Here is a 21,280-nt window from a genome sequence, read left to right as displayed (position 1 = left end):
GAGAGGGGGTGCGGCTTCACAGGTGGGCGTAGACGTCGTCCAGGGAGATGCCGCGGGCGACCATCATCACCTGGACGTGGTACAGCAGCTGGGAGATCTCCTCGGCCGCCGCCTCCTTGCCCTCGTACTCGGCGGCCATCCAGACCTCGGCGGCCTCCTCGACGACCTTCTTGCCGATGGCGTGAACCCCCTTGTCCACCAGCTCGGCGGTGCGGGAGGTGGCGGGGTCGCCGCTTGCGGCCTTGTGCTGGAGCTCGGTGAAGAGCTCCTCGAAAGTCTTCTTGGACATGGTGGCGCCCACTTTACGCGTAGTGCCGGGCGGCCTAGCGCCACGGTTCGGATACTGAGCGGAGCGTGGCCGCCGTGGCGACGGCCGCGGTCACCGCCTCGTGGCCCTTGTCCTCGCGGGAGCCCTCGATGCCGGCCCGGTCCAGCGCCTGCTCCTCGGTGTCGCAGGTGAGGACGCCGAAGCCGATGGGGACGCCGGTCTCCACGGAGACCTGGACCAGGCCCTGGGTGACGCCCTGGCACACGTAGTCGAAGTGAGGGGTGCCGCCGCGGATGACGACGCCGAGGGCGACGATCGCGTCGTAGCCGCGGCCGGCGAGGACCTTGGCCACCACCGGGAGCTCGAAGCTGCCGGGGACCCTGAGCAGGGTCGGCTCGTCGATGCCCAGCTCGTGCAGGGCGCGCAGGGCGCCGTCGACGAGTCCGTCCATCACCTTGTCGTGCCACTGCGCCGCGACGACGGCGACCCGCAGGTCCCCCACGTTGCGTACGGTCAGTTCCGGTGCGCCCTTGCCGCTCATGTCTCTCCTGGAGTCCTTGCTTACTGGTTGCCGCAGGTGGACACGGGGGTCGTGTCCAGCCAGGGCAGGTCGTGTCCCATCCGGTCCCGCTTGGTGCGCAGGTAGCGGAGGTTGTGCTCGCCGGCCTGGACGGGCATCGGCTCGCGGCCGCTGACCTCGATGCCGTGCCGGACGAGGGCGTCGCTCTTGTCCGGGTTGTTGGTCATCAGGCGGACGGAGCGCACGCCGAGGTCCGTCAGGATCTGGGCGCCGGCGCCGTAGTCGCGGGCGTCGGCGGGCAGGCCGAGTTCCAGGTTGGCGTCGAGGGTGTCCCGGCCGCGCTCCTGGAGTTCGTAGGCGCGCAGCTTGGACATCAGGCCGATGCCGCGTCCCTCGTGGCCGCGCAGGTAGACGACCACGCCCCGGCCCTCGGCCTGGATGCGGTCCAGGGAGGCGTCGAGCTGGGGGCCGCAGTCGCAGCGCTGGGAGCCGAAGACGTCGCCGGTGAGGCATTCGGAGTGGATGCGGACCAGGACGTCCTCGCCGTCGCCGACCTCGCCGTGGACGAGGGCTACGTGCTCGACGCCGTCGACGGTGGAGCGGTAGCCGTACGCCGTGAACTCGCCGTGCCGGGTGGGGAGGTGGACCTCGGCCTCGCGGCGGACGGTCGGTTCCTCGCTGCGGCGGTAGGCGATCAGGTCCTCGATGGAGATGATCGTCAGGCCGTGCTTGCGGGCGAAGGGGATCAGCTCGGGCAGCCGGAGCATGCGCCCGTCCTCGCCGGCGATCTCGACGATGGCGCCGGCCGGGCGCAGGCCCGCCAGGCGGGCGAGGTCGACGGCGGCCTCGGTGTGGCCGTTGCGGACGAGCACCCCGCCGGAGCGGGCGCGCAGCGGGAAGATGTGGCCGGGGCGGACCAGGTCGGTCGGCTCGGCGGTGCCGCTCGCCAGGAGCTGGAGGGTGGTGGCGCGGTCCGAGGCCGAGATGCCGGTGCTCACGCCGTGGGCGGCGGTCGCGTCGACGGAGACCGTGAACGCGGTCTTCATCGACTCGGTGTTGTCGTCGACCATCTGGGGCAGGCGGAGCCGGTCCAGTTCGTCGCCCTCCATGGGCGCGCAGATCAGGCCGCGGCACTCGCTCATCATGAAGGCGACGATCTCCTCGGTCGCCTTCTCGGCGGCGACGACGAGGTCGCCCTCGTTCTCGCGGTTCTCGTCGTCGACGACGACGACCGGCCGTCCGGCGGCGATGTCGGCGACGGCCTGCTGGACGGGGTCGAGGAGCAGGTCCTCGGGTCCGTCGGGGCTGTAGAGGATGGGTGCCGTGCTCATGCGGGCGCTCCTTCCGGGACGGGCCGCGCCGCGGTGCGGGAGCGCAGCCACCAGTCGCGCAGGCCCCACAGGACGAGCGCGCCGTAGATGACGTAGACGAAGCCGGAGAAGGCGAAGCCGTTGGCGAAGTTCAGCGGGACGCCGACCAGGTCGACCAGCAGCCAGGCGAACCAGAACTCGACCATGCCCCGTGCCTGGGCGTACATGGCGACGACGGTGCCGACGAAGATGTACGCGTCCGGCCAGGGGTCCCAGGACAGGGTCGGGAAGGCGGTGAACAGGCCGCCGACCGCGAGGGTGCCGAGGGCGGCGGCGCCGACCAGGGCGCCGCGCTCGCGCCAGGTGGCGAACCGGACGGCGATGGAGCCGTCCTGGCTCTGCCGCCGGCCGCGGTTCCACTGCCAGAAGCCCCAGGCGGCGACGACCATGACGACGATCTGCTTGCCCGCGCTGCCGGAGAGGTGGGCGGTGGCGAAGGCCGTGAAGAGGACGAGCCCGGAGACGAACTGCACGGGCCAGGTCCAGATCGAGCGCCGCCAGCCGAGCGCGAGACCGAGCAGCCCGATCACGTTGCCGATCATGTCCGACCACTTGATGTGCTGGTCGAAGAGCGTGAACGCCTCGGAGTTGAGCCAGTTCACCGGGTGCCCCCCTGAGCCCCGAGCAGGCGCTCGACGTACTTGGCGATGACGTCCACCTCGAGGTTGACCGGGTCGCCGGGCTGCTTGTGGCCGAGCGTGGTCAGGGCGAGGGTGGTCGGGATGAGGCTGACGGTGAAGAAGTCGGGGCCGGCGTCGACGACGGTGAGGCTGATGCCGTCGACAGTGATGGAGCCCTTCTCCACGACGTAGCGCGCGAGGTCCGCGGGCAGGGAGATCCTGACGATCTCCCAGTGCTCGGAGGGCTTGCGCTCGACGATCTCACCGGTGCCGTCGACGTGTCCCTGCACGATGTGCCCGCCCAGGCGGGCGCCTACGGCGGTGGGGCGCTCCAGGTTGACGCGGGAGCCGGTGGCGAGGACACCCAGGCTGGAGCGGTTCAGGGTCTCCGCCATCACGTCGGCGGTGAACTCGTCGCCCTCGTGGTCGACGACGGTGAGGCAGACGCCGTTGACGGCGATGGAGTCGCCGTGTCGTGCCCCTTCGGTCACGACAGGGCCGCGCACGCGGAAGCGACAGGCGTCGTCGAGGGTCTCGACGGCGGTGATCTCGCCCAGCTCTTCGACGATTCCGGTGAACACTTCCCGGGTCCTCCTGCCTCTTCGGGCACGGACTCCGGGGCTGTCGAGGAACGACAGAGATCGCGAGCGAGAACACCGGGAGCGACGCCGGACGGGACCCGCCCGTCAAGGGGCGAGCCCAGAGGTCGGCGGCGCGCACGCATGCTCGCCCGCCGCGCACTGCCTCCCATCCGGACTTTAACCGTCGGTCCAGGAATTTCACCTGGTCAACCGGTCGCTGGAGGCGACCGGGTCGCGGACTGTAACCGCCGGTTCGGACTTTCACCGACCCCGGAGTGCGCTGCTTCTGGTACAGGGCCAGTCTGCCACGTCCGCTCACGGTCCATGCGAACGGAGTGTGTGGAGTGGCTCACAGGACGCCGCGCGCGAGCGCCGCTCGAGCCGGCGCCGCTCCGCCAACCTCGCTTTCCCGCCCGCACCTTGAGATTGGTCCATACCTATTGACTCACTGGTCTAGTCCTCTTAATGTCTGCGCAACTTCCGTGGAGAGGAACCGACTGTGCCTTCCCCCTCACGCTCCAGAACGCGCCGCGGAGCGAGACCGGCCCTGTTCGCCGCGGCCGCCGCCGTCGCCGGTCTGGTCCTCGCCGGCCTTCCCGCGACCGCCTCGCACGCCGCGGACCAGGAAAGCTGTCGGCCCGACGGGCTCTACCGGACCCCCGGCGTCGACGTCCCCTACTGCTCGGTCTACGACTCCGCCGGCCGGGAGAAGATGGGCACCGACCACCCGCGCCGGGTGATCGGCTACTTCACCGGCTGGCGCACCGGCAAGGACGGCAAGCCGGCGTACCTCGCGTCGGACATCCCGTGGGACAAGATCACCCACATCAACTACGCCTTCGCGCACGTCGACGGGGCCAACCGGCTCTCCGTGGGCCCGGACGGCGAGAAGAACACCGCGACCGGCATGACCTGGCCCGGGGTGGCGGGCGCCGAGATGGACCCGGGCCTCCCCTACAAGGGCCACTTCAACCAGCTCACCAAGTTCAAGAAGCAGCACCCGGACGTCAAGACGATGATCTCGGTGGGCGGCTGGGCCGAGACGGGCGGCTACTTCGCGGCCGACGGCTCGCGCGTGGACTCCGGCGGCTTCTACTCCATGGCGACCAACGCCGACGGCTCCGTCAACCAGGCGGGCATCGACACCTTCGCGGCCTCGGCGGTCGACTTCGTCCGGAGGTACGGCTTCAACGGCGTCGACATCGACTACGAGTACCCGACGACGATGAAGGACGCCGGCAACCCGCTCGACTGGTCCCTCGCCAACGGCCGCCGGGCCGGGCTGGTCAAGGGGTACGCGGCGCTGATGAAGACGCTGCGCGAGAAGCTCGACCGGGCGGGCGCCGCGGACGGCAGGCACTACCTGCTCTCCGTCGCCGCGCCGTCCTCCGGGTACCTGCTGCGCGGCATGGAGACCTTCCAGGTCCAGAAGTACCTGGACTACGTCAACATCATGTCGTACGACCTGCACGGCGCCTGGAACGAGCACGTCGGCCCGAACGCCTCCCTCTTCGACGACGGCAAGGACTCCGAACTCGCCGCGGCGGGCGTGTACACCACCTCCCAGTACGGCGGCATCGGCTACCTGAACACCGACTGGGCCTACCACTACTTCCGCGGCTCGATGCCGGCCGGCCGCATCAACATCGGCCTGCCGTACTACACGCGCGGCTTCAAGAACGTCGCCGGCGGCACCGACGGGCTCTGGGGCAAGGCGCCCGCCACGTCGTGCCCGGCCGGTGCCGGGCTGACCAAGTGCGGGGACGGCGCGGTCGGCATCGACAACCTGTGGCACGACCTGGACACCGCGGGCAAGGAGTCGCCGGCGGGCTCCAACCCGATGTGGCACGCCATGAACCTGGAGAAGGGGGTCGTCGGCGACTACGTCACGGACTACGGCTTCCCGGCCACGACGAAGCTGACCGGGACGTACGCCCGCAAGTACGACGCCACCCTGGTCGCGCCCTGGCTGTGGAACGCGGAGAAGAAGGTGTTCCTGTCCACCGAGGACGAGCAGTCGGTGCGGGCCAAGGCGGACTACGTGGTCGACCGCGGCATCGGCGGCACCATGGTCTGGGAGCTGGCGGGCGACTACGCCTGGGACGCGGGCAAGGGGCAGTACGTGCCGGGCTCGACGCTGACGGACACGATGTACGATACGTTCAAGTCGGCCTCCCCCTACGGCGCCGAGCGCGCGACGATCGACATGCCGGCCGAGGCGGTCGACGTCGACGTGGAGTTCGGGCAGTTCCCGCTCGGCGACTCCAACTACCCGATCAGCCCCAAGCTCAAGATCACCAATAACACGGGGACGGCGCTCCCGGGCGGTACGGAGTTCCGGTTCGACTACGGGACCTCCGCGCCCGGCAACGCCAAGGACCAGTCCGGCTGGGGGACTTCGGTGATCCGCAGCGATCACACGGGCGGCAACGTCGGCGGCCTGAAGGGCGACTACCACCGCGTCTCGCTGAAGCTGCCGGCCTGGCAGTCGCTGGCGCCGGGCGCGTCCACCGAACTGGACCTCGTGTACTACCTGCCGGTGTCGACGCCGTCGAACTGGACGGTGACGTTCGGCGGGAAGACGTACGCCCTCGAGGGCGACCTGGCACGGGGGACGACCCCGGTGGAGCCCGGTACGCCGACGCCGACGCCCACGGGCACCGGTTCCCCGAGCCCGAGTCCGAGCCCCACCGGCGGCACCGGTTCGTGCACGGCACCGGCCTGGGACGCGGCCACGCCCTACGGCGGTGGCATCACGGTGTCCCACGCGGGGCACTCGTGGAAGTCCAAGTGGTGGACGAAGGGCGAGCGGCCCGGCACCACGGGTGAGTGGGGCGTCTGGCAGGACCTCGGCGCCTGCTGACCCCGGCGAGACCGGCCCGGCGGCGGTGACGAAGGCCCTTGCCCGCCGCCGGGTCTCCTCGGGTCCCCCGCCGGGCTTCTGGCAGGGTGAGACGCATGACGACCGCGTGCTCGGGCAGCTCTGAGACCTGCGCGCGGGAGCTGTCACATTCCGCACCGGCTGTCCCGTCACAGCTGGCGACAGGACGCCCCGCCCCGGGGCGTCCACCGCGGAGAGGTGGCAAGGACATCCACGATCCTGGTGACCGGCGGCACCGGAACCCTCGGCCGCCTCGTCGCCGAGCGGCTGCGCGCGGACGGGCACGGCGTGCGGGTGCTCAGCCGGCACGCCCGGCCGTACGCCGTCGACCTGCGCGAGGGCGACAGCGACCTGGACGTGCCGTGCTCGCGGAGGTGACGAGCGGGCGGCCACGAACCTGATCGCGGCGGCCCGACGGGCCGGGGTGGGACATCTGGTCTCCATCTCGATCGTCGGCGTGGGCCGGGTGCCGCTCGGTTACCACCGGTCCAAGCTCGCCGTCGAGCGGTTGGTGGAGGAGTCGGGGCTCGGCTGGACCGTGCTGCGGGCGACCCAGTTCCACGACCTGGTGGCGCGGGCGCTCCAGGGCCTGACCAGGACGCCGGTCGTTTTCGCCGGCCCACGTGTCCGACCAGCCGGTGGAGGTGGCCGGCTCGCCGAACTGGCCGGTGGCGCGCACGCCGGGCGGGTCGCCGATCTCGGCGGGCCCGAGGTGCGCACGTTCGAGTCGCCGGCCCGCGCGTACCTGAGCGCGACGGGGCGCCGGCGGGCCGTGGTGGAGGTACCGCTCGCGGGCAAGGCCTACCGCGGGTTCCGCGCGGGCGGCCACCTCGCACCCGAACAGGCGGTCGACAAGGAGACGTTCGAGGAGTACCTGGCGGTGCGGTACGGCCGCGGGGCGGACGGACGGCGTTGACGGGACGCGGGTACGGGGTGGCTGCGGGTGGGGCGGGTGGGACGCGGCACGGCGACTGCGCGGGAGCGGCGGGCCGGGGGGTCTGAAGCCGGTGCGGACCGGGCCGCGTGCCGGTCACGGGCCGGCCGCCGAGGTCGGCGGAGCCCCGGGTCGTGCCCGCCGCAGACCTCCGATCACGAGCCGCCGCGGACTATCGCTCCGGGGGCGCGAACAGGTCGTCCTGGGCGCGGTCGCGGGCGGTCAGCAGGGCCCCGCGCAGCACGGCGCCGCCGCCCAGCGTGCTGGCCCGCACCTCGGTGGCCAGCGGCGACATCCGGGTGAGGCGGTGCTGGACGCGGGTGGCCAGCGCGTCGGCGCCGGCCCTGCCGACCTCACCGGCCAGCACCACGCAGCCGGGGTCGAGCACGGAGACGACGGCGGCGGCGCCGAGGGCGACCCGGTCGGCGAGCGCGTCGAGGAAGCGTGCGGCGACCGGGTCCGTGCCGGACCGGCGCACCGCGTCCCGTACCAGCGCGGCGGCGTGCCGCTCGGGTTCGGGTTCCTCCCCGGGTGCCGTCAGCCCGTGGTCCGCCGCGAGGGCGGCGACCGCCGCGGCCCCGGCCACGGAATGGAAGCCGCCGTCGCAGTCGGTGGCCGACGGCAGGCCCGAGGTGCCCGGCACCGGCAGGAAGCCGATCTCGCCGGCGCCGCCGGACACGCCCCGGCGCAGGGTGCCGTCGAGGACGATCGCGGCACCGATGCCGAGGCCGAGCCAGAGGAGGACGAAGGTCTCCCGGTCCCGGGCCGCCCCGTCGCGCTGTTCGGCCAGGGCGGCCAGGTTGGTCTCGTTCTCGACGTCGACACGTGCCTCGGGGAACGTCTCCCGCAGCGCGGCCATGAGCCGGCGGTGCCACTCGGGCAGCCCGGTGGAGTCCCGCAGTTCGCCGACCACCGGGTCGATCAGGCCGGGCGCGCCGATACCGACGGTGTGCAGCCGGACGGCGCCGGCCTCCTTCGCCGCACGCTCGACCAGACCCACCGCCTGCTCCACCGCGGGACCGGTCCCGGTGTCGTCGCCGATCGGCACGGACGCCTCGGCGAGCACCCTGCCGAGCAGGTCGGACACCAGTACGGCGACGCTGTCCGTGCGGACGTCGAGGGCGGCCAGGTGGGCGCGGTCGGCGACGATGCCGTACAGCTTGGCGTTCGGCCCGCGGCGCTGCTCGCCGGACTCCCCGGCCACCTCGATCAGGCCGGAGACGGTGAGGCGTTCGACGAGGTCGGCCACGGTGGGCCGGGACAGACCGGTCAGCTGCTTCAGCTGCCCCGCCGTCAACGGGCCCTCCTGCTGGAGCAGGCGCAGGGCGAGCCGGTCGTTGATGGCCCGGGCGGTGCTCGGGGATGCGGGCATGCCGGGATCCTTCCAGATCGGCGGCGCGGTGGCGCGCGCCGGTGTCCCCTATCTATCAGGCAGGGTTCCTGATAGTTTACGCGGCGCAGCGACGCCAGGGGGCCGAGTCTGCCGAGTGGACCCGACGAAGGGGGCAGGAGAATGAGCACAGTGGTCTACGCGCCGCGCGAGGTGAGGCGCGCCCGGTACGCCGTGGCGGCCGTGTTCGCCGTGCACGGCGCCGTCACCGGCTCGTTCGCGACGCGCGTGCCGTGGATCCAGGACCATGCCGGGGTCAGCGCGGGCCAGTTGGGCCTGGCGCTCGCCTTCCCGGCGCTCGGCGCCTCCGTCGCCATGCCGCTGGCCGGCAGCATCAGTCATCGCCTCGGCGCCCGCACCGCCCTGCGCGGACTGCTGGCCCTGTGGACGCTGGCGCTGGTCCTGCCGTCCCTCGCCCCGAACCTCCTCACCCTGTGCCTCGCCCTGTTCGTCTACGGCGCCACCGCGGGCATGTCGGACGTGGCGATGAACGCGCTGGGCGTCGAGATCGAGAACCGGCTCGACAAGTCGATCATGTCGGGGCTGCACGGCATGTGGAGCGCGGGCGCCCTGATCGGCTCGGCGGCCGGCACCCTCGCCGCCCACCTGGGCTCGGACGCCCGGCTGCACCACGCACTGGCCGCCGGGGTGCTGACCGTGGCGGGCCTGGTCGTCTGCGCCTGGGTGCTGGACCTCCAGCCCGCCGAGGACGAGGACCCGCCGCCGCGGTTCGCACTGCCCCCGAGGTCGGCGGTGCTGATCGGCGCCGTCGGGTTCTGCGCGGTGTTCGCCGAGGGCGCGAGCCTGGACTGGTCCGCGGTCTACCTGCGGGACGAGTTGGGGACCTCGGCCGGTCTGGCGGCGGCCTGCACGACGGGCTTCACGCTCACCATGGCGCTGGCCCGGTTCGCCGGCGACAAGGTGGTGGACCGCTTCGGCGCGGTGCGCACGGTCCGGGTGAGCGGTGTGCTGGCCGCGCTCGGCGGTCTGCTCATCGTCCTCGGGGGGCATCCGGCGGTGGCGATGGCCGGCTTCGCGCTGATGGGCCTCGGCATCGCCGTGGTCGTGCCGTTGTGCTTCGCCGCGGCCGGGCGCGCCGGCTCCAACCCCAGCCTCGCCATCGCGGGCGTCGCCACCATCACGTACACCTCGGGCCTGGTCGCGCCTGGCGCGATCGGCGGCCTGGCCGAGCTGACCAGCCTGGTGGTCTCCTTCGGCCTGGTGACCGCACTGACCTGCTGCCTGGTGCTGTTCGCCAAGGTACTGCGCGCCGGGGACCGGGACCGGCCGAAGATCAGTCCGCCGAGCGCAGCAGTGCCCGACCGGCAGCCCTGAAGGTGTCGCTCCACGGCGCCGGACGCAGCGTCGCCGAGTCCAGCCTGACCAGCACCCGGGTGCCGCGGGCGTAGGTGGTGGCGCCGTCCGGGGAGCAGAACCGGAAGCCGTACGTCAGCCCGGTCCTGCCGAGGCGCTCCAGCCAGAGGTGCACGGCGTACGCCCCCGGCCGGGTGACCGGCGCGTCATAGGTGACGGTCAGTTCCCTGACGGCGTTGCAGGCGTCGCCGGCCGCCGCCCAGTCGCCCTCGAAGCGGAAGCCGTACTCGGTCCACAGCTCGGTCCAGGCCCGTTCGACCAGCACGGGGTAGCGGGCGTTGTGCAGCAGCCCGAGGGCGTCCAGGTCGTCGAAGTGGACGGTGACGGGGACGAGCCGGCCGTACCGCGGGGCGGACAGGGCGGGGGCGGTGGGGACTTGGGCGGACACGGCGGACTCCAGGTGGCGCGGGTGGTACCGACGAACGGACGATCCCCTCCATCCTAAGCGGACGCTCAGTACGCCCCGTGGGGAAGGTGCAGGTCAACCGCACGGTCGGGCACCCCTGACAATGGTCCGGACAGCCCTCGGTACAGAGAAAGCGAAACCTCACCATGGACCTCGGCGTGCGCTGGAAGCTGCACGGTGACGGGCGCACGCCCGCACCCGGAGCGGTGGTCCGCCCCGACGAACGGCTCTCGTGGCCCCGCACGGTCGGGCTCGGCGCCCAGCACGTGGTGGCCATGTTCGGGGCGTCCTTCGTGGCTCCGGTCCTGATGGGCCTGGATCCCAACCTCGCGATCATGATGTCGGGCGTGGCGACCGCGATCTTCCTGCTCGCCACCCGCGGCCGGGTGCCCAGCTACCTCGGCTGCTCCCTCTCCTTCGTCGGCGTCGCCGCGGTGATCCGGGCCCAGGGCGGCACCAGCGCCACGGTCACCGGCGCGGTCCTGGTCGTGGGCGCCGCGCTGTTCCTGGTGGGCCTCGCCGTGCAGCGCTTCGGGGCGCGGATCATCCACGCCGCGATGCCGCCCGTCGTCACCGGCGCGGTGGTGATGCTGATCGGCTTCAACCTGGCCCCGGTCACCGCCTCCACCTACTGGCCGCAGGACCAGTGGACGGCCCTGCTGGTGATGCTGTTCACCGGTCTGGCGGTGGTCTGCCTGCGCGGTTTCTGGTCCCGGATCGCGATCTTCCTCGGGCTGGTCTTCGGCTACCTGCTGTCCTGGGTGCTCGACCTGGTCTTCGGCAAGATCCACTCCGTGGACGGCAGCGGCAAGCTCACCGACCACTGGCGCCTCGACCTCTCCGCCGTGGGCCAGGCCGACTGGATCGGCCTGCCCTCCTTCCACGGGCCGAGCTTCGAGTGGTCGGCGATCCTGGTCGCCCTGCCGGTCGTCATCGCGCTCGTCGCGGAGAACGCCGGGCACGTCAAGGCGGTCGGCGAGATGACCGGCGACAACCTCGACGACAAGCTGGGCACGGCGATCTCCGCGGACGGCGTCGGCTCCATGCTGTCCACCGCGGTCGGCGGCCCGCCCAACACCACGTACTCCGAGAACATCGGCGTGATGGCCGCGACCCGGGTCTACTCGACGGCCGCCTACTGGGCCGCCGCCGGATTCGCCCTGCTGTTCGGCGTCTGCCCGAAGTTCGGCGCGGTCGTGGCCGCGATCCCGGGCGGCGTCCTCGGCGGCATCACCGTCATCCTCTACGGCATGATCGGCCTGCTCGGCGCGCAGATCTGGATCAACGCGAAGGTGGACCTGCGCAACCCGCTGAACCTGGTGCCGGCCGCCGCGGGCATCATCATCGGCGTCGGCAACGTCAGCATGGAGTTCACCGACACCTTCTCGCTCAGCGGCATCGCGCTCGGCACCGTGGTCGTCATCACCGGCTACCACGCACTGCGGGCCTTCGCCCCCCACCTCAAGACGCAGCAGCCGCTGCTCGACGAGGGCACCTCCTCCTACGACGCGAGGACCGGGGCGGCGCAGGACGAGGGGCCGGACGGCGACGGCGGCTCTCAGCGCGCCAAGTCGTAGGCGTAGGACGGCGTGAAGGTGCCCGGCTCCCCCTTGCAGCCGTCCGACTCGCCCGGCAGCTTGACCCACAGGTAGGCGTCGACGCGTCCCAGGCCGGTGCTCAGGGTCGGTGCGCGGCCCAGTGTGCGGCCGGCCGGGTCGCACCACTGGCCGTCGGGCGGGGCGCCGCTGCCGTTGCGGCTGGTGTCGATGACCGCGCCGAGGCTCGCTGGGCCGCCCAGGGCGTCGAGCACCGCGCGGTCGTAGGCGACCTCGTCGGCCGTCGCGTGGAAGTTGGAGACGTTGCTGAAGATGCCGTCGGAGGAGGCGGCCGAGGCGGCGCCGGCCTGCCGCAGCCAACCCGCCTGCCTGGCGGGCGCGTGCCAGCCCGAGTGGCCCGCGTCGAAGTAGACCCGGGCCCTGGGATTGGCGTCCTTCATGACCCGCCCGGCCCGGGCCAGCGAGGCGAAGCGGTCGGCGCGCTCCCCGGCCGACAGGCACTCCGCCTGGGCCACCGAGTCGGGCTCCAGGACGACGATGACGTCGCCGGAGCCGAGCCCGGCGGCGAAGCGGTCGATCCACGCGTCGTAGGCGTCGAGGTCGGGCGCCCCGCCCTCGGAGTGGCCGCCGCAGTCCCGGCCCGGTACGACGTACGGCACGACGACCGGCACTTGGCCCGCCGCGGCGCCGCCCGAGGTGACGGCGCGGACCCGTGCGGTGATGTTCGCGGGCGTGTGGTCGGCGAACCAGACGGCTGCCGGGTGGGCGGCTATCCGGGAGCCGATGACGTCCCGGCGCGGGTCGTCGGGGTGGGCGCTGACCCAGTCGAGGACCTGGGAATCGGGATGCCGGTAGAGCCGGGTGGAGGCCTCGGTGGCCGGGGGCGTCTTCCTCTCGGGCCTCTTCCCGGGCTTCCCGGGCGAGGCTCCGGGGCTCGCCTTCTTGGACGCAGAGGGCGAGGCCGTGGCCGTCGCTGTCGCTGTCGGGGACGGCACCACGGGCAGGGAGTGCGGCCGTGGCGAGCGCGTCACCTGGGGCCGTGCCCCGTCCACGCCGCCGCCGTCGTCCCCGAGCACGGACAGCATGCCGGTCGCGGTGCCCACTGCCACCACGACGGACGCCACCGCGACCATCGCACCGCGGCGGGCGGCTCGCCTGCGCTCGGCCCTGCGAGCGGCCAGGCGCCGGGCACGAAGGCCTGACACGTACGGTTCCCCCTCCCCCGCACGGCGGGCGCGTTCCCCCGTTCTGGGGAAGCGTCGGGCCCGCCGGCACTCCGGCCAGCCTAAAGCTGGGACCCTGCCGCCATGGCGCACTGCGAACAACTCCCGGCGGCCGTCCGGACGGTGGACACGGTCCTCGCCCGGATGCGCGCCCTCGACACGACGCTGCCCGCACGGGACGGGGTGGCCGTCTTCAACCGCGTCTACCTGACCGTCACCGAGACCGTCGACCGGCACATCGACGGCGGCCGGTTCCCGGACGCCCGGGCCGCGATCGCGCTGGACGTGCGGTTCGCGGAGCGCTATCTGGCGGCCGTCGACACCGTGGAGAGGGGACACCGGCCGCCCGCGTGCTGGCGGCCCCTGTTCCAGTTCCGCCGCCATCCCGGCGTACGGCCGCTGCAGTTCGCGCTGGCGGGCATCAACGCGCACATCGGCCACGATCTCGCGCTGGCCGTGGTGGACACCTGTCGTACGCTCGGCTGCGATCCCCTGGAGCTGGAGGACGAGTTCGACCGGGTGGGCGAGGTCCTCGTCTCGCTGGAGGAGCGTATCCGCGACGAGCTGATGCCGGGTCCCGACCTCCTACGGATCGCCGACCCGCTGACCCATCTGCTCGGCTCCTGGAGCCTGGAGCGCGCCCGCGACGCCACCTGGTCCGCGGCCCGCGCGCTGTGGGCGCTGCGCCGGCTCCCGGACCTGGCCGGGGAGTTCACGGAGCGCCTGGACGCGGCCGTCGGCTTCGCGGGCCGCATGCTGCTCACCCCGCTGCCGGACTGAACGGCCGCTTCCCGGGCGGGCGGAATTCCCGCGCGATCGCCGCACGTTGCCCCTCTCAGCAGCCTCGCACCCGACCGCGAAGGAGCACCCGGACATGACGACCCGGCTCGGACTCGGCCTCCCCCAGATGCGGCAGTACGACCTCGGCAGGGACGTCCCCGACGTGGCCCGCGCGGCGGAGCGGACGGGGTACGACAGCCTGTGGGTCTTCGAGCGGGCCCTCTTCCCCGAGCCGGCGGCCCAGGGGCTGTACGGCGTCGAGGGCCTGCCCTGGCCGGACGAGTACCGGAACGTGGCGGAGCCGCTGGTCACCCTGACCCTCGCGGCCGCGGCCACCGAGCGGGCGGAGCTGGGCACCAGTGTGCTCGTCGCCCCGTTGCACAACCCGTTCCAGTTGGCCAGGGCGCTGGCCTCGCTGGACGCGGCGAGCGGCGGCCGGGTGGTCGCCGGCTTCGGCACGGGCTGGTCCCACGACGAGTACGCGGCGGCTTCGTTCCGGCCCTTCGCGGAGCGCGGGCAGGCTCTGGACGAGGTGATCGCCGTGTGCCGCGCGGTCTGGGGCCCGGACCCGGTGGTGTACGAGGGTGACCTCACGAGGATCGCGTCCGCCGTGGTCGGTCCCAAGCCCGCCCGGCGCGTCCCGGTGCTGCTGGCGGCGAGCAGCGGGAAGGCCCGGCGCCGGCTCGTCGACCACGCCGACGGCTGGCTGCCGGGCGGCGTGGGGGTCGAGGCCGTGGCCGCGCAGTGGCGGCAGCTGCGGGAGCTGGCGGAGGAGCGGGGGCGTACGGAGCCGATCCGGACGGTGCTGCGGGCCAACGCCCGCCACAGCTCGTCGACCCGGCCGGGCTCCGGGCGCCGGCCCTTCCACGGCAGCGTCGACCGGATCGTCGAGGACCTCGCCGCCCACGCCGCCATCGGGCTGGACGAGATCCTCGTCGACCTGCAGGGCTCCGCGCGGGACGCCGAGGAGCTGAAGGACCTCGCCGCCGAGGTGTACGAGAAGGCCAGGGCGGCCGGGGTGTAGGGGGCTTCCCCGTCCGGGGGCGGCCGCCGGGGCGGGCCGCCTCCGGCGGCGGACCCGGGCTAGTCCTCGGGCAGCTCGACCGGCGCGATCTCGTCGTAGACGTCGCCCGGGCCGGGGTTGGTCGCGTCGGTCGTCCCGCCGAAGTGGTGCATGACGCCCCAGACGGCGTTCAGCGCGGTCTGGACGGCTCCCTCGGCCCAGCCCGCGGTCCAGGAGATGTCGTCGCCGGCGAGGAAGATCCCCCGCTTGTCCTCGGGCAGGTCCTCCTGCATGAAGTGCGTGAACAGGCGCCGCTGGTACCGGTAGTGGCCGGGCAGGTTGGCCTTGAACGCGCCCATGAAGTAGGGCTCGTTCTCCCAGGAGACCGTCACCGGGTTGCCGATGATGTGCTTCCGGATGTCGACCTTCGGGTAGATCTCGCCGAGCGACTTGAGCATGACCTCCATCCGCTCGCCCGCGGACAGCGGGAGCCACTTCAGGCTGTCGTCGCACCACGTGTAGGAGAGGCAGATGACGGCGGGCCGGTCCGGGCCGTCGTCCAGCAGGTAGGTGCCGCGGGTCATGCGGTCGGTGAGCGTCATCGACATGACGTCCCGCCCCGTCTCCTCGTCCTTGTCCAGCCAGAACGGGCGGTCCACGGGGACGAAGAGCTTGGAGCTCTCCATGTAGTGGGTCCGCTCGATCGCGGTCCAGTGGTCGATCGGGAAGAGCGAGTCGTCGCAGTCGATCTTGGAGAGCAGCATCCAGGACTGGGCGGTGAAGATCGCCGCCCGGTAGGTGCGGATGTCGCCGTCGGCGTCGGTCACCGTGATCCGGTTGCCGGCGGTGCGGGTCAGCCGGGTCACGGCCGGGCGGGGCTCACCGTCCACGTGCAGGGACCGCAGCGAGGTGCCGTACGGCCAGTGGACGATCTTCTCCGGCTCGCGCTCCCAGAGCCTGAGCGGCAGCTGCTGGGAGCCGCCGACGATGCCGCGGTGGTGGTCGTCGGCCTCGGTGTAGACGACGCGGAGGATCTCCAGGATGGAGTTGGGGAAGTCGGTGTCCCAGCCGCCGGTGCCGAAGCCGACCTGGCCGAAGATCTCGCGGTGGCGGAAGGACTTGAAGGCCTCGGAGTCGCAGAGGAAGCCGTAGAAGGTCTGGTTGTCGAGCTTCTCGACCAGCTTCGCCCAGATCTCGCGGATGCGCGGGACGTCGCGCTCGCGCAGGGCGCGGTTCATGTCGGAGAAGTCGGCGCCCTCCTCGAGGCACCTGGCCCAGGCGTCGGCCACGTCGCGGTAGACCTGCGGCAGGTCGGCGAGGGTCTCCGCGTAGTGCGACTCGCCCTTGAGGTCGACGACGGTGGAGGGCGTCGCCTCGGCGAGGGGGTTCGGGAAGGGGCGGGTCTCCAGTCCCACCAGGTCGATGTAGTGCTGGAGCGCGGTGGAGGAGGGCGGGAAGCGCATCGCGCCCATCTCGGCGGTCAGCGACGGGTCGCACCCCTCGAAGCCGACGGTGCGCAGACGCCCTCCGATCCGGTCGGCCTCGTACACCACGGGCTTGAGGCCCATCTTCATCAGCTCGTAGGCGGCCACGATGCCGGACATGCCGCCGCCGATGACCGCGACCTCGCTGCCGTGCTCGGTCGCGGGGACCTGCCCGAGACCGGCCGGGTGGGCGAGGAAGTCGTCGTACGCGTACGGGAAGTCCGGACCGAACATGGTGATCGGCGGCTGCTGCTCGTCTGCGTGCTCGATCGCGTTGGGCACGGTGGACGTCATGGGGTACGGACTCCTTGCACAGGTGGAACAGGGGGAGGGCTCGGCGCGGGACTCAGACGAGGGAGCCGTAGAGACCGGGGCGGCGGTCCTTCAGGTAGGGGTTGGCCTCGCGGGAGGCGGCGAGGAGGACCGTGTCGACGTCGGCGAGGACCAGCTCGTCGACGCGTCCGGCCCGGCCGCGGACGGTCCCGTCGGGTCCGGCGAGCGCGGACAGGCCGACGAACTCGAACTCGCCCTCCTGACCGACGCGGTTGACGTACGCCACGTACATCTGGTTCTCGAAGGCCCGCACCGGTACGACGGACTCGGCGACGAACTGGAACGGGTGCATCTGCGCGGTCGGCACGAGCAGCAGGTCGGTGCCGGCCAGGGCGTGGGCGCGGACGTTCTCCGGGAACTCCACGTCGTAGCAGATCATCAGGCCGACGGTGACCCCGTCGAGCTGGGCCTGGACGACGGACTTCTCGCCGGGCGTGAAGTGCTCGCGCTCGAAGCAGCCGAAGAGGTGGGTCTTGCGGTAGTTGGCCAGGCGGGTGCCGTCGGCGGAGATCAGCTGGACGGAGTTGAACACGTCCGCGCCGGCCCGCTCCGGGTAGCCGTAGGCGACGGCGAGGCCGTGGCGCCCGGCGATCTCGGCGACGGCGTCGGCCGCGTCGCCGTCTGCGGGCTCGGCGAGGGCGGCGATCGCGTCGCCGATCGCGTACCCGGTGAGGAACAGCTCGGCGGTGACCAGCAGCCCGGAGCCCGCGGCGGCGGCGCGGCGCGCGGCCTCGTCGAGGACCTTGAGGTTCTCGGCGGTGGAGCCGGGCCGGCCGGAGCTCTGGAGCAGGGCGGTGCGCATGCGTGATCCTCACCGGTGGGAGGGGGTCGGGGGGCCAGATAGACGGTACGGTCGGCGGTCTCGACCGGACAAGCGGGAGCCGTTGCGCGCTGGTGAGCGGTTCGTTGCGTCCACTCGACGCCCGACGGCGATTCGTTGCGCACCTCGCCCGCCGGGCCCCCGACCGCGCCACGCCACACCGGAAACCGACGCCCCCGACACCCACCCCCGGCACGTGAGCCCCCGGCAGCGCGGGACGCGCCCGTCGGAGACTCCGGTGCCTCGAGGGCACCTTCCGGCTGCGGGGACGCGCCGGTCGGCTTCCTCCGGGAAGGTCAGGAAGGGGACCGGCGGCTTCAGGGACGTGCCCTGGCGGCCGCGGCGCGGGCGGCCGAGGTGCGGGCGGCCCTCACGAGCACCAGCGCCGTCAGCAGGTACGGCAGCGCGGACCAGGCGAAGGCGGCCCCGTGCCCGGCCGCCGTGGCCGTCGCCGCGTAGGCGGCGTAGGCGGTGAGGGTGCCCAGCTCCGTGCCGAGACCCGCGACCGACGTCAGCGTGGCTCGCCCGGTGTCCTCGATGCGTCGCTGGAGGCGGGCGTCGGCCAGCACGGTCGCCAGCTGGAAGCCGCCGAACGCGAGCGCGACCAGGACCAGGGCTGCCGGGGTGCCGGCGGCGGCGCCCACCGCCAGGGCGAGCGCGGAGCCGGTGAGCAGCGCGGCGAACCCGGCCGGGCTCAGGCGTTCGGCGGGCCCGGCCAGCAGGCTGCCGGCCGTGGCGCCGGCCCAGATCACCAGCAGCAGCCACGGGACGGCCTCCTGCGCCACACCGGTGTCGCGCACCAGCAGCGGCGTGTACTCGTCGAGCGCGCCCCACACCGAGGTCACCGCCGGGACGAGCAGCAGCGCGCCGCGCACGGAGCGGTCGGTGCGGGCCTCGGCGAGGCCGGCGCGCAGGGTGGCGGTCCAGTGACCGCCGCCGGCGGGCGGGGTGCGGCGCTCGGGGAAGCGGGTCGCCACCGCCGCTCCGGCCAGGCAGACCAGGACGCTCGCCGCACCCACCGCCTGGTAACCGCCCCAGGAGAACACCGGGCCGGCCAGGCCCATCGCCGCCATCGTCGCCGCGATGCCGACCGCGCGGGCCCGGCCCATCACGCGCGCGTACCGGTCGGCGGCGCCGTCCCGGTCCAGTTCGTCGTAGACCAGCGCCTCCAGCGCTCCGGAGCCGAGTGCTCCGCCCGCGCCCCACAGGACGAAGCCGAGCGCGAAGGCGCCGTAGGAGGGCGCGAGCACCCACAGGGCGAAGCCGGCCGCGGTGAGCAGCGGGCCGAGGACCAGCAGCCGCCGCCGCGAGGTGGCGTCGGCCCAGGCGCCGGAGGGCACCTCCAGGACGACGCCGGTGAGCGACCACAGGGCGAACAGGGAGGAGATCTGCCAGACGGACAGACCGGTGTCGCTGAACAGCAGCGCGTACACCGGGTAGAGCAGGACGAAGTCTTCGCAGAACGCGGAGGCGTACAGCGTGCGCGACAGCCGCCGGGTACCGGCGGTGGCGGGGGCACGCTCGGGTGAGGGTGAGAGAGTCATGAGGCCTTCCCGAGAGGGCGGTTCGGACACCGGAGGTACGGCGTCCGAGGCGGCCCTCGGGGGCAGGCACGGCTGGTGGATCAATGTCGCCAGGTCATGGCACCGATGCTAGTCGGGTTCCCCGCCCCGGTCAGGCGGACGGGCGAGCAGGACGGCGAGCGGCACCGCGATCAAATCGGCGATCAGGCCGGCGACCCTGACGAGAAGCGCCGGAGCAGCGGCGAGAGCACCAGCACGGACTTGGTCCGCTCCACGAACGGCTCCCCGGCGATCCGCTCCAGCACCCGTTCGAAGTGCCGCATGTCGGAGGCGAAGACCTGGGCGACCGCGTCCGCGTCCCCGGTGACGGTGGAGGCGGCCACGACCTCCTGGTAGCGCTCCAGACCCCGCTGGATGGTCTCCGGCGAGGTGTTGCGGCGGCAGAAGATCTCGACGAACCCCTCGGTCTCCCAGCCGAGCGCGGCGGGGTCCACCCGTACGGTGAATCCGGTGATGGCTCCGGTGGCGCGCAGCCGGTCCACGCGCCGTTTGACGGCGGGCGCGGACAGGCCGACCGACTGCCCGATGTCCGCGTAGGAGCGGCGGGCGTCCTCGGCGAGGGCGTGCACGATGCGTTCGTCGAGATCGTTCAGCACTGCGGGTGGTTCACTTCACTTCTGGTGTCACGGTGTCCGGTGCGGCCAGCCGGGAACGGCGCCGGCCGTACACGAAGTAGAACACGAGCCCCACGGCCATCCAGACACCGAAGACCACCCAGGTGACGGTGGACAGGCTGCCCATCATCCAGACGCAGAGGGCGAAGCCCAGCGCCGGCAGGACCGGTGACAGCGGCACCCGGAAGGTGCGGCGCATGTCCGGGCGGGTCCGGCGCAGCACCACGACGGCCACGTTGACCAGGGCGAAGGCGAAGAGGGTGCCGATGCTGGTGGCGTCGGCGAGCTGCCCGAGCGGGATGGCGGCGGCCAGGACGCCGCAGAACAGGGAGACGATGAGCGTGTTGGCGCGGGGCGCGCCGGTCTTCGGGTGGACCCGGGAGAACACCTTCGGCACCAGTCCGTCGCGGGACATGGCGAACAGGACGCGGGTCTGGCCGTAGAGCACGGTCAGGACGACGCTGGCGATGGCGACGACCGCGCAGAACGCCAGCAGGGTGCCCCAGAAGTCGTGGCCGGTGACGTCCGTCATGATCTGGGCGAGGGAGGCCTCGGAGTCGGTGAAGTCCCGCCAGGGCTTGGCGCCGACGGCGACGGCGGCGACGAGGACGTACAGCACGGTGACGATGACCAGGGACAGCATGATCGCGCGGGGCAGGTCGCGCTGGGCGTTCTTCGCCTCCTCGCCGGCGGTCGAGGCGGCGTCGAAGCCGATGTACGAGAAGAACAGCGTGGCGCCGGCCGCGCTGACGCCGGCCATGCCGAGCGGCATGAAGTGCTCGTAGTTGCCGGAGCGGAAGCCCTGCACGCCGATCGCGCAGAACAGCACGAGCGCCGCGATCTTGACGAGCACCATGATCGTGTTGGCGCGGGCGGACTCGCGGGCACCGCCCAGCAGGAACGCCATGGCGAGGAGCACCACGATCAGCGCGGGCAGGTTGAAGACGCCGCCGTCGCCCGGCGGGGCCGACAGCGCGGCCGGGATGGTGACGCCGATGGTGCCGTCGAGGAGCTCGTTGAGGTACTCGCCCCAGCCGACGGCGACGGCGGCGACCGACACGCCGTACTCCAGGACCAGGCACCAGCCGCAGACCCAGGCGACCAGCTCGCCCATCGTCGCGTAGGCGTACGAGTACGAGGACCCGGCCACGGGGATGGTGCCCGCCAGTTCGGCGTAGGACAGGGCGGAGAAGAGCGCCGTGAGGCCGGCGATGACGAAGGAGAGCGTGACGGCGGGCCCGGCCTTGGGGACGGCCTCGCCGAGGACGACGAAGATGCCGGTGCCGAGGGTGGCACCGATGCTGATCATCGTGAGCTGCCACAGGCCGAGGGAGCGCCGGAGTGTTCCGCCCTCGCCCTGGCCGCCCTCGGCGACCAGCCGTTCCACGGGTTTGCGGCGCATGAGGCGCGCGACCGGGCCCGGGGACGTGGGGCCGGCCGATGCGCCGTGGTGCGGGGGTGCGCCTTGGTCGAGCACGCGTTGACTCCTTTGTCGCTGCCGGTCGCCCGCCGGTGACGAGCGGGCGGGCTCCCGGCGGGT

18 protein-coding genes, 1 pseudogene and 1 riboswitch are annotated in these 21,280 nt (G+C 72.7%); of the genes and pseudogenes, 6 read left to right on the top strand and 13 right to left on the bottom strand.

Annotation, left to right across the window (positions count from 1 at the left end; all coding sequences use genetic code 11):
- Positions 1–16: 16 nt before the first annotated feature.
- The 5 genes from ACZ6EG_RS21755 to ACZ6EG_RS21735 are packed head-to-tail and all read right to left on the bottom strand — an operon-like array spanning position 17 to position 3,359.
- The gene (locus tag ACZ6EG_RS21755) at positions 17–289 is read right to left on the bottom strand and encodes a phosphoribosyl-ATP diphosphatase (RefSeq protein WP_356605606.1); all 273 of its coding nucleotides are present in this window, start codon (positions 287–289) and stop codon (positions 17–19) included.
- 34 nt (positions 290–323) lie between these two features.
- Positions 324–809 (bottom strand): 6,7-dimethyl-8-ribityllumazine synthase, encoded by a 486-nt coding sequence (gene ribH, locus ACZ6EG_RS21750; protein WP_356605608.1) that lies wholly within the window; start codon positions 807–809, stop codon positions 324–326.
- Between the two features lie 20 nt (positions 810–829).
- Positions 830–2,119: a bifunctional 3,4-dihydroxy-2-butanone-4-phosphate synthase/GTP cyclohydrolase II gene (locus tag ACZ6EG_RS21745; RefSeq protein WP_391970364.1), complete on the bottom strand. Its 1,290-nt coding sequence runs from the start codon at positions 2,117–2,119 to the stop codon at positions 830–832.
- Positions 2,116–2,760 carry a nicotinamide mononucleotide transporter family protein gene (locus tag ACZ6EG_RS21740; protein WP_391970363.1) on the bottom strand — a complete coding sequence of 215 codons (645 nt, stop codon included), beginning with the start codon at positions 2,758–2,760 and terminating at the stop codon, positions 2,116–2,118. The genes ACZ6EG_RS21745 and ACZ6EG_RS21740 overlap by 4 nt, the downstream gene beginning before the upstream one ends.
- A complete protein-coding gene (locus ACZ6EG_RS21735; protein WP_391970362.1) occupies positions 2,757–3,359 on the bottom strand; it encodes a riboflavin synthase in 603 nt (200 codons plus the stop codon). The genes ACZ6EG_RS21740 and ACZ6EG_RS21735 overlap by 4 nt, the downstream gene beginning before the upstream one ends.
- Before the next feature lie 152 nt (positions 3,360–3,511).
- A riboswitch (FMN riboswitch) is annotated at positions 3,512–3,642 on the bottom strand.
- 216 nt (positions 3,643–3,858) lie between these two features.
- On the opposite strand from ACZ6EG_RS21735, the gene ACZ6EG_RS21730 reads away from it, so the two are divergent.
- A complete protein-coding gene (locus tag ACZ6EG_RS21730; RefSeq protein ID WP_469606674.1) occupies positions 3,859–6,222 on the top strand; it encodes a chitinase C-terminal domain-containing protein in 2,364 nt (787 codons plus the stop codon).
- Between the two features lie 237 nt (positions 6,223–6,459).
- A pseudogene (locus ACZ6EG_RS21725) lies at positions 6,460–7,156 on the top strand (SDR family oxidoreductase).
- 190 nt (positions 7,157–7,346) lie between these two features.
- On the opposite strand, the gene ACZ6EG_RS21720 reads toward ACZ6EG_RS21725, so the two are convergent.
- Positions 7,347–8,546 carry an ROK family transcriptional regulator gene (locus tag ACZ6EG_RS21720; protein ID WP_391970360.1) on the bottom strand — a complete coding sequence of 400 codons (1,200 nt, stop codon included), beginning with the start codon at positions 8,544–8,546 and terminating at the stop codon, positions 7,347–7,349.
- 141 nt (positions 8,547–8,687) lie between these two features.
- Here ACZ6EG_RS21720 and ACZ6EG_RS21715 point away from each other — a divergent pair, with 141 nt between their 5' ends.
- Positions 8,688–9,899: an MFS transporter gene (locus ACZ6EG_RS21715; RefSeq protein WP_391970359.1), complete on the top strand. Its 1,212-nt coding sequence runs from the start codon at positions 8,688–8,690 to the stop codon at positions 9,897–9,899.
- On the opposite strand, the gene ACZ6EG_RS21710 is transcribed toward ACZ6EG_RS21715, so the two are convergent.
- Positions 9,859–10,326 (bottom strand): acyl-CoA thioesterase, encoded by a 468-nt coding sequence (locus ACZ6EG_RS21710; RefSeq protein WP_391970358.1) that lies wholly within the window; start codon positions 10,324–10,326, stop codon positions 9,859–9,861. The two genes, ACZ6EG_RS21715 and ACZ6EG_RS21710, sit on opposite strands and share 41 nt — an antisense overlap.
- 164 nt (positions 10,327–10,490) lie before the next feature.
- On the opposite strand from ACZ6EG_RS21710, the gene ACZ6EG_RS21705 reads away from it, so the two are divergent.
- Positions 10,491–11,921, top strand: coding sequence for a uracil-xanthine permease family protein (locus tag ACZ6EG_RS21705; RefSeq protein ID WP_469606668.1), 1,431 nt, complete (start codon positions 10,491–10,493; stop codon positions 11,919–11,921).
- Here the strand turns inward: ACZ6EG_RS21705 and ACZ6EG_RS21700 are convergent.
- Positions 11,903–13,033, bottom strand: a complete 1,131-nt coding sequence (locus ACZ6EG_RS21700; protein WP_469606766.1) for a glycoside hydrolase family 6 protein — start codon at positions 13,031–13,033, stop codon at positions 11,903–11,905. The genes ACZ6EG_RS21705 and ACZ6EG_RS21700 overlap by 19 nt on opposite strands.
- 174 nt (positions 13,034–13,207) lie before the next feature.
- Between ACZ6EG_RS21700 and ACZ6EG_RS21695 the strand changes: the two genes are divergently transcribed.
- Complete coding sequence (locus ACZ6EG_RS21695; protein WP_391970356.1) at positions 13,208–13,903, top strand: DUF5995 family protein; 696 nt, start codon at positions 13,208–13,210, stop codon at positions 13,901–13,903.
- Positions 13,904–13,997: 94 nt separating this feature from the next.
- Positions 13,998–14,927 carry an LLM class F420-dependent oxidoreductase gene (locus tag ACZ6EG_RS21690; protein ID WP_469606664.1) on the top strand — a complete coding sequence of 310 codons (930 nt, stop codon included), beginning with the start codon at positions 13,998–14,000 and terminating at the stop codon, positions 14,925–14,927.
- Between the two features lie 59 nt (positions 14,928–14,986).
- Here ACZ6EG_RS21690 and ACZ6EG_RS21685 read toward each other — a convergent pair whose 3' ends face one another.
- From ACZ6EG_RS21685 to ACZ6EG_RS21665, 5 genes are all read right to left on the bottom strand, one after another.
- Positions 14,987–16,684 (bottom strand): flavin monoamine oxidase family protein, encoded by a 1,698-nt coding sequence (locus tag ACZ6EG_RS21685; protein ID WP_391970354.1) that lies wholly within the window; start codon positions 16,682–16,684, stop codon positions 14,987–14,989.
- 52 nt (positions 16,685–16,736) lie between these two features.
- Positions 16,737–17,525 carry a carbon-nitrogen hydrolase family protein gene (locus ACZ6EG_RS21680; RefSeq protein ID WP_469606660.1) on the bottom strand — a complete coding sequence of 263 codons (789 nt, stop codon included), beginning with the start codon at positions 17,523–17,525 and terminating at the stop codon, positions 16,737–16,739.
- Positions 17,526–17,860: 335 nt separating this feature from the next.
- Positions 17,861–19,087 (bottom strand): MFS transporter, encoded by a 1,227-nt coding sequence (locus tag ACZ6EG_RS21675; protein ID WP_391970352.1) that lies wholly within the window; start codon positions 19,085–19,087, stop codon positions 17,861–17,863.
- 182 nt (positions 19,088–19,269) lie between these two features.
- Positions 19,270–19,722, bottom strand: a complete 453-nt coding sequence (locus tag ACZ6EG_RS21670) for an Lrp/AsnC family transcriptional regulator (protein WP_133888152.1) — start codon at positions 19,720–19,722, stop codon at positions 19,270–19,272.
- Between the two features lie 10 nt (positions 19,723–19,732).
- Entirely contained in the window at positions 19,733–21,217 is a 1,485-nt protein-coding gene (locus ACZ6EG_RS21665; RefSeq protein WP_469606656.1) for an amino acid permease, read from the bottom strand.
- Between the last annotated feature and the right edge of the window lie 63 nt (positions 21,218–21,280).

It is taken from the genome of Streptomyces sp. NPDC041968 (assembly GCF_055589025.1).
The sequence above is the reverse complement of the archived record's forward strand: the minus strand, read 5'-3'. Positions and strand labels throughout refer to the sequence as shown.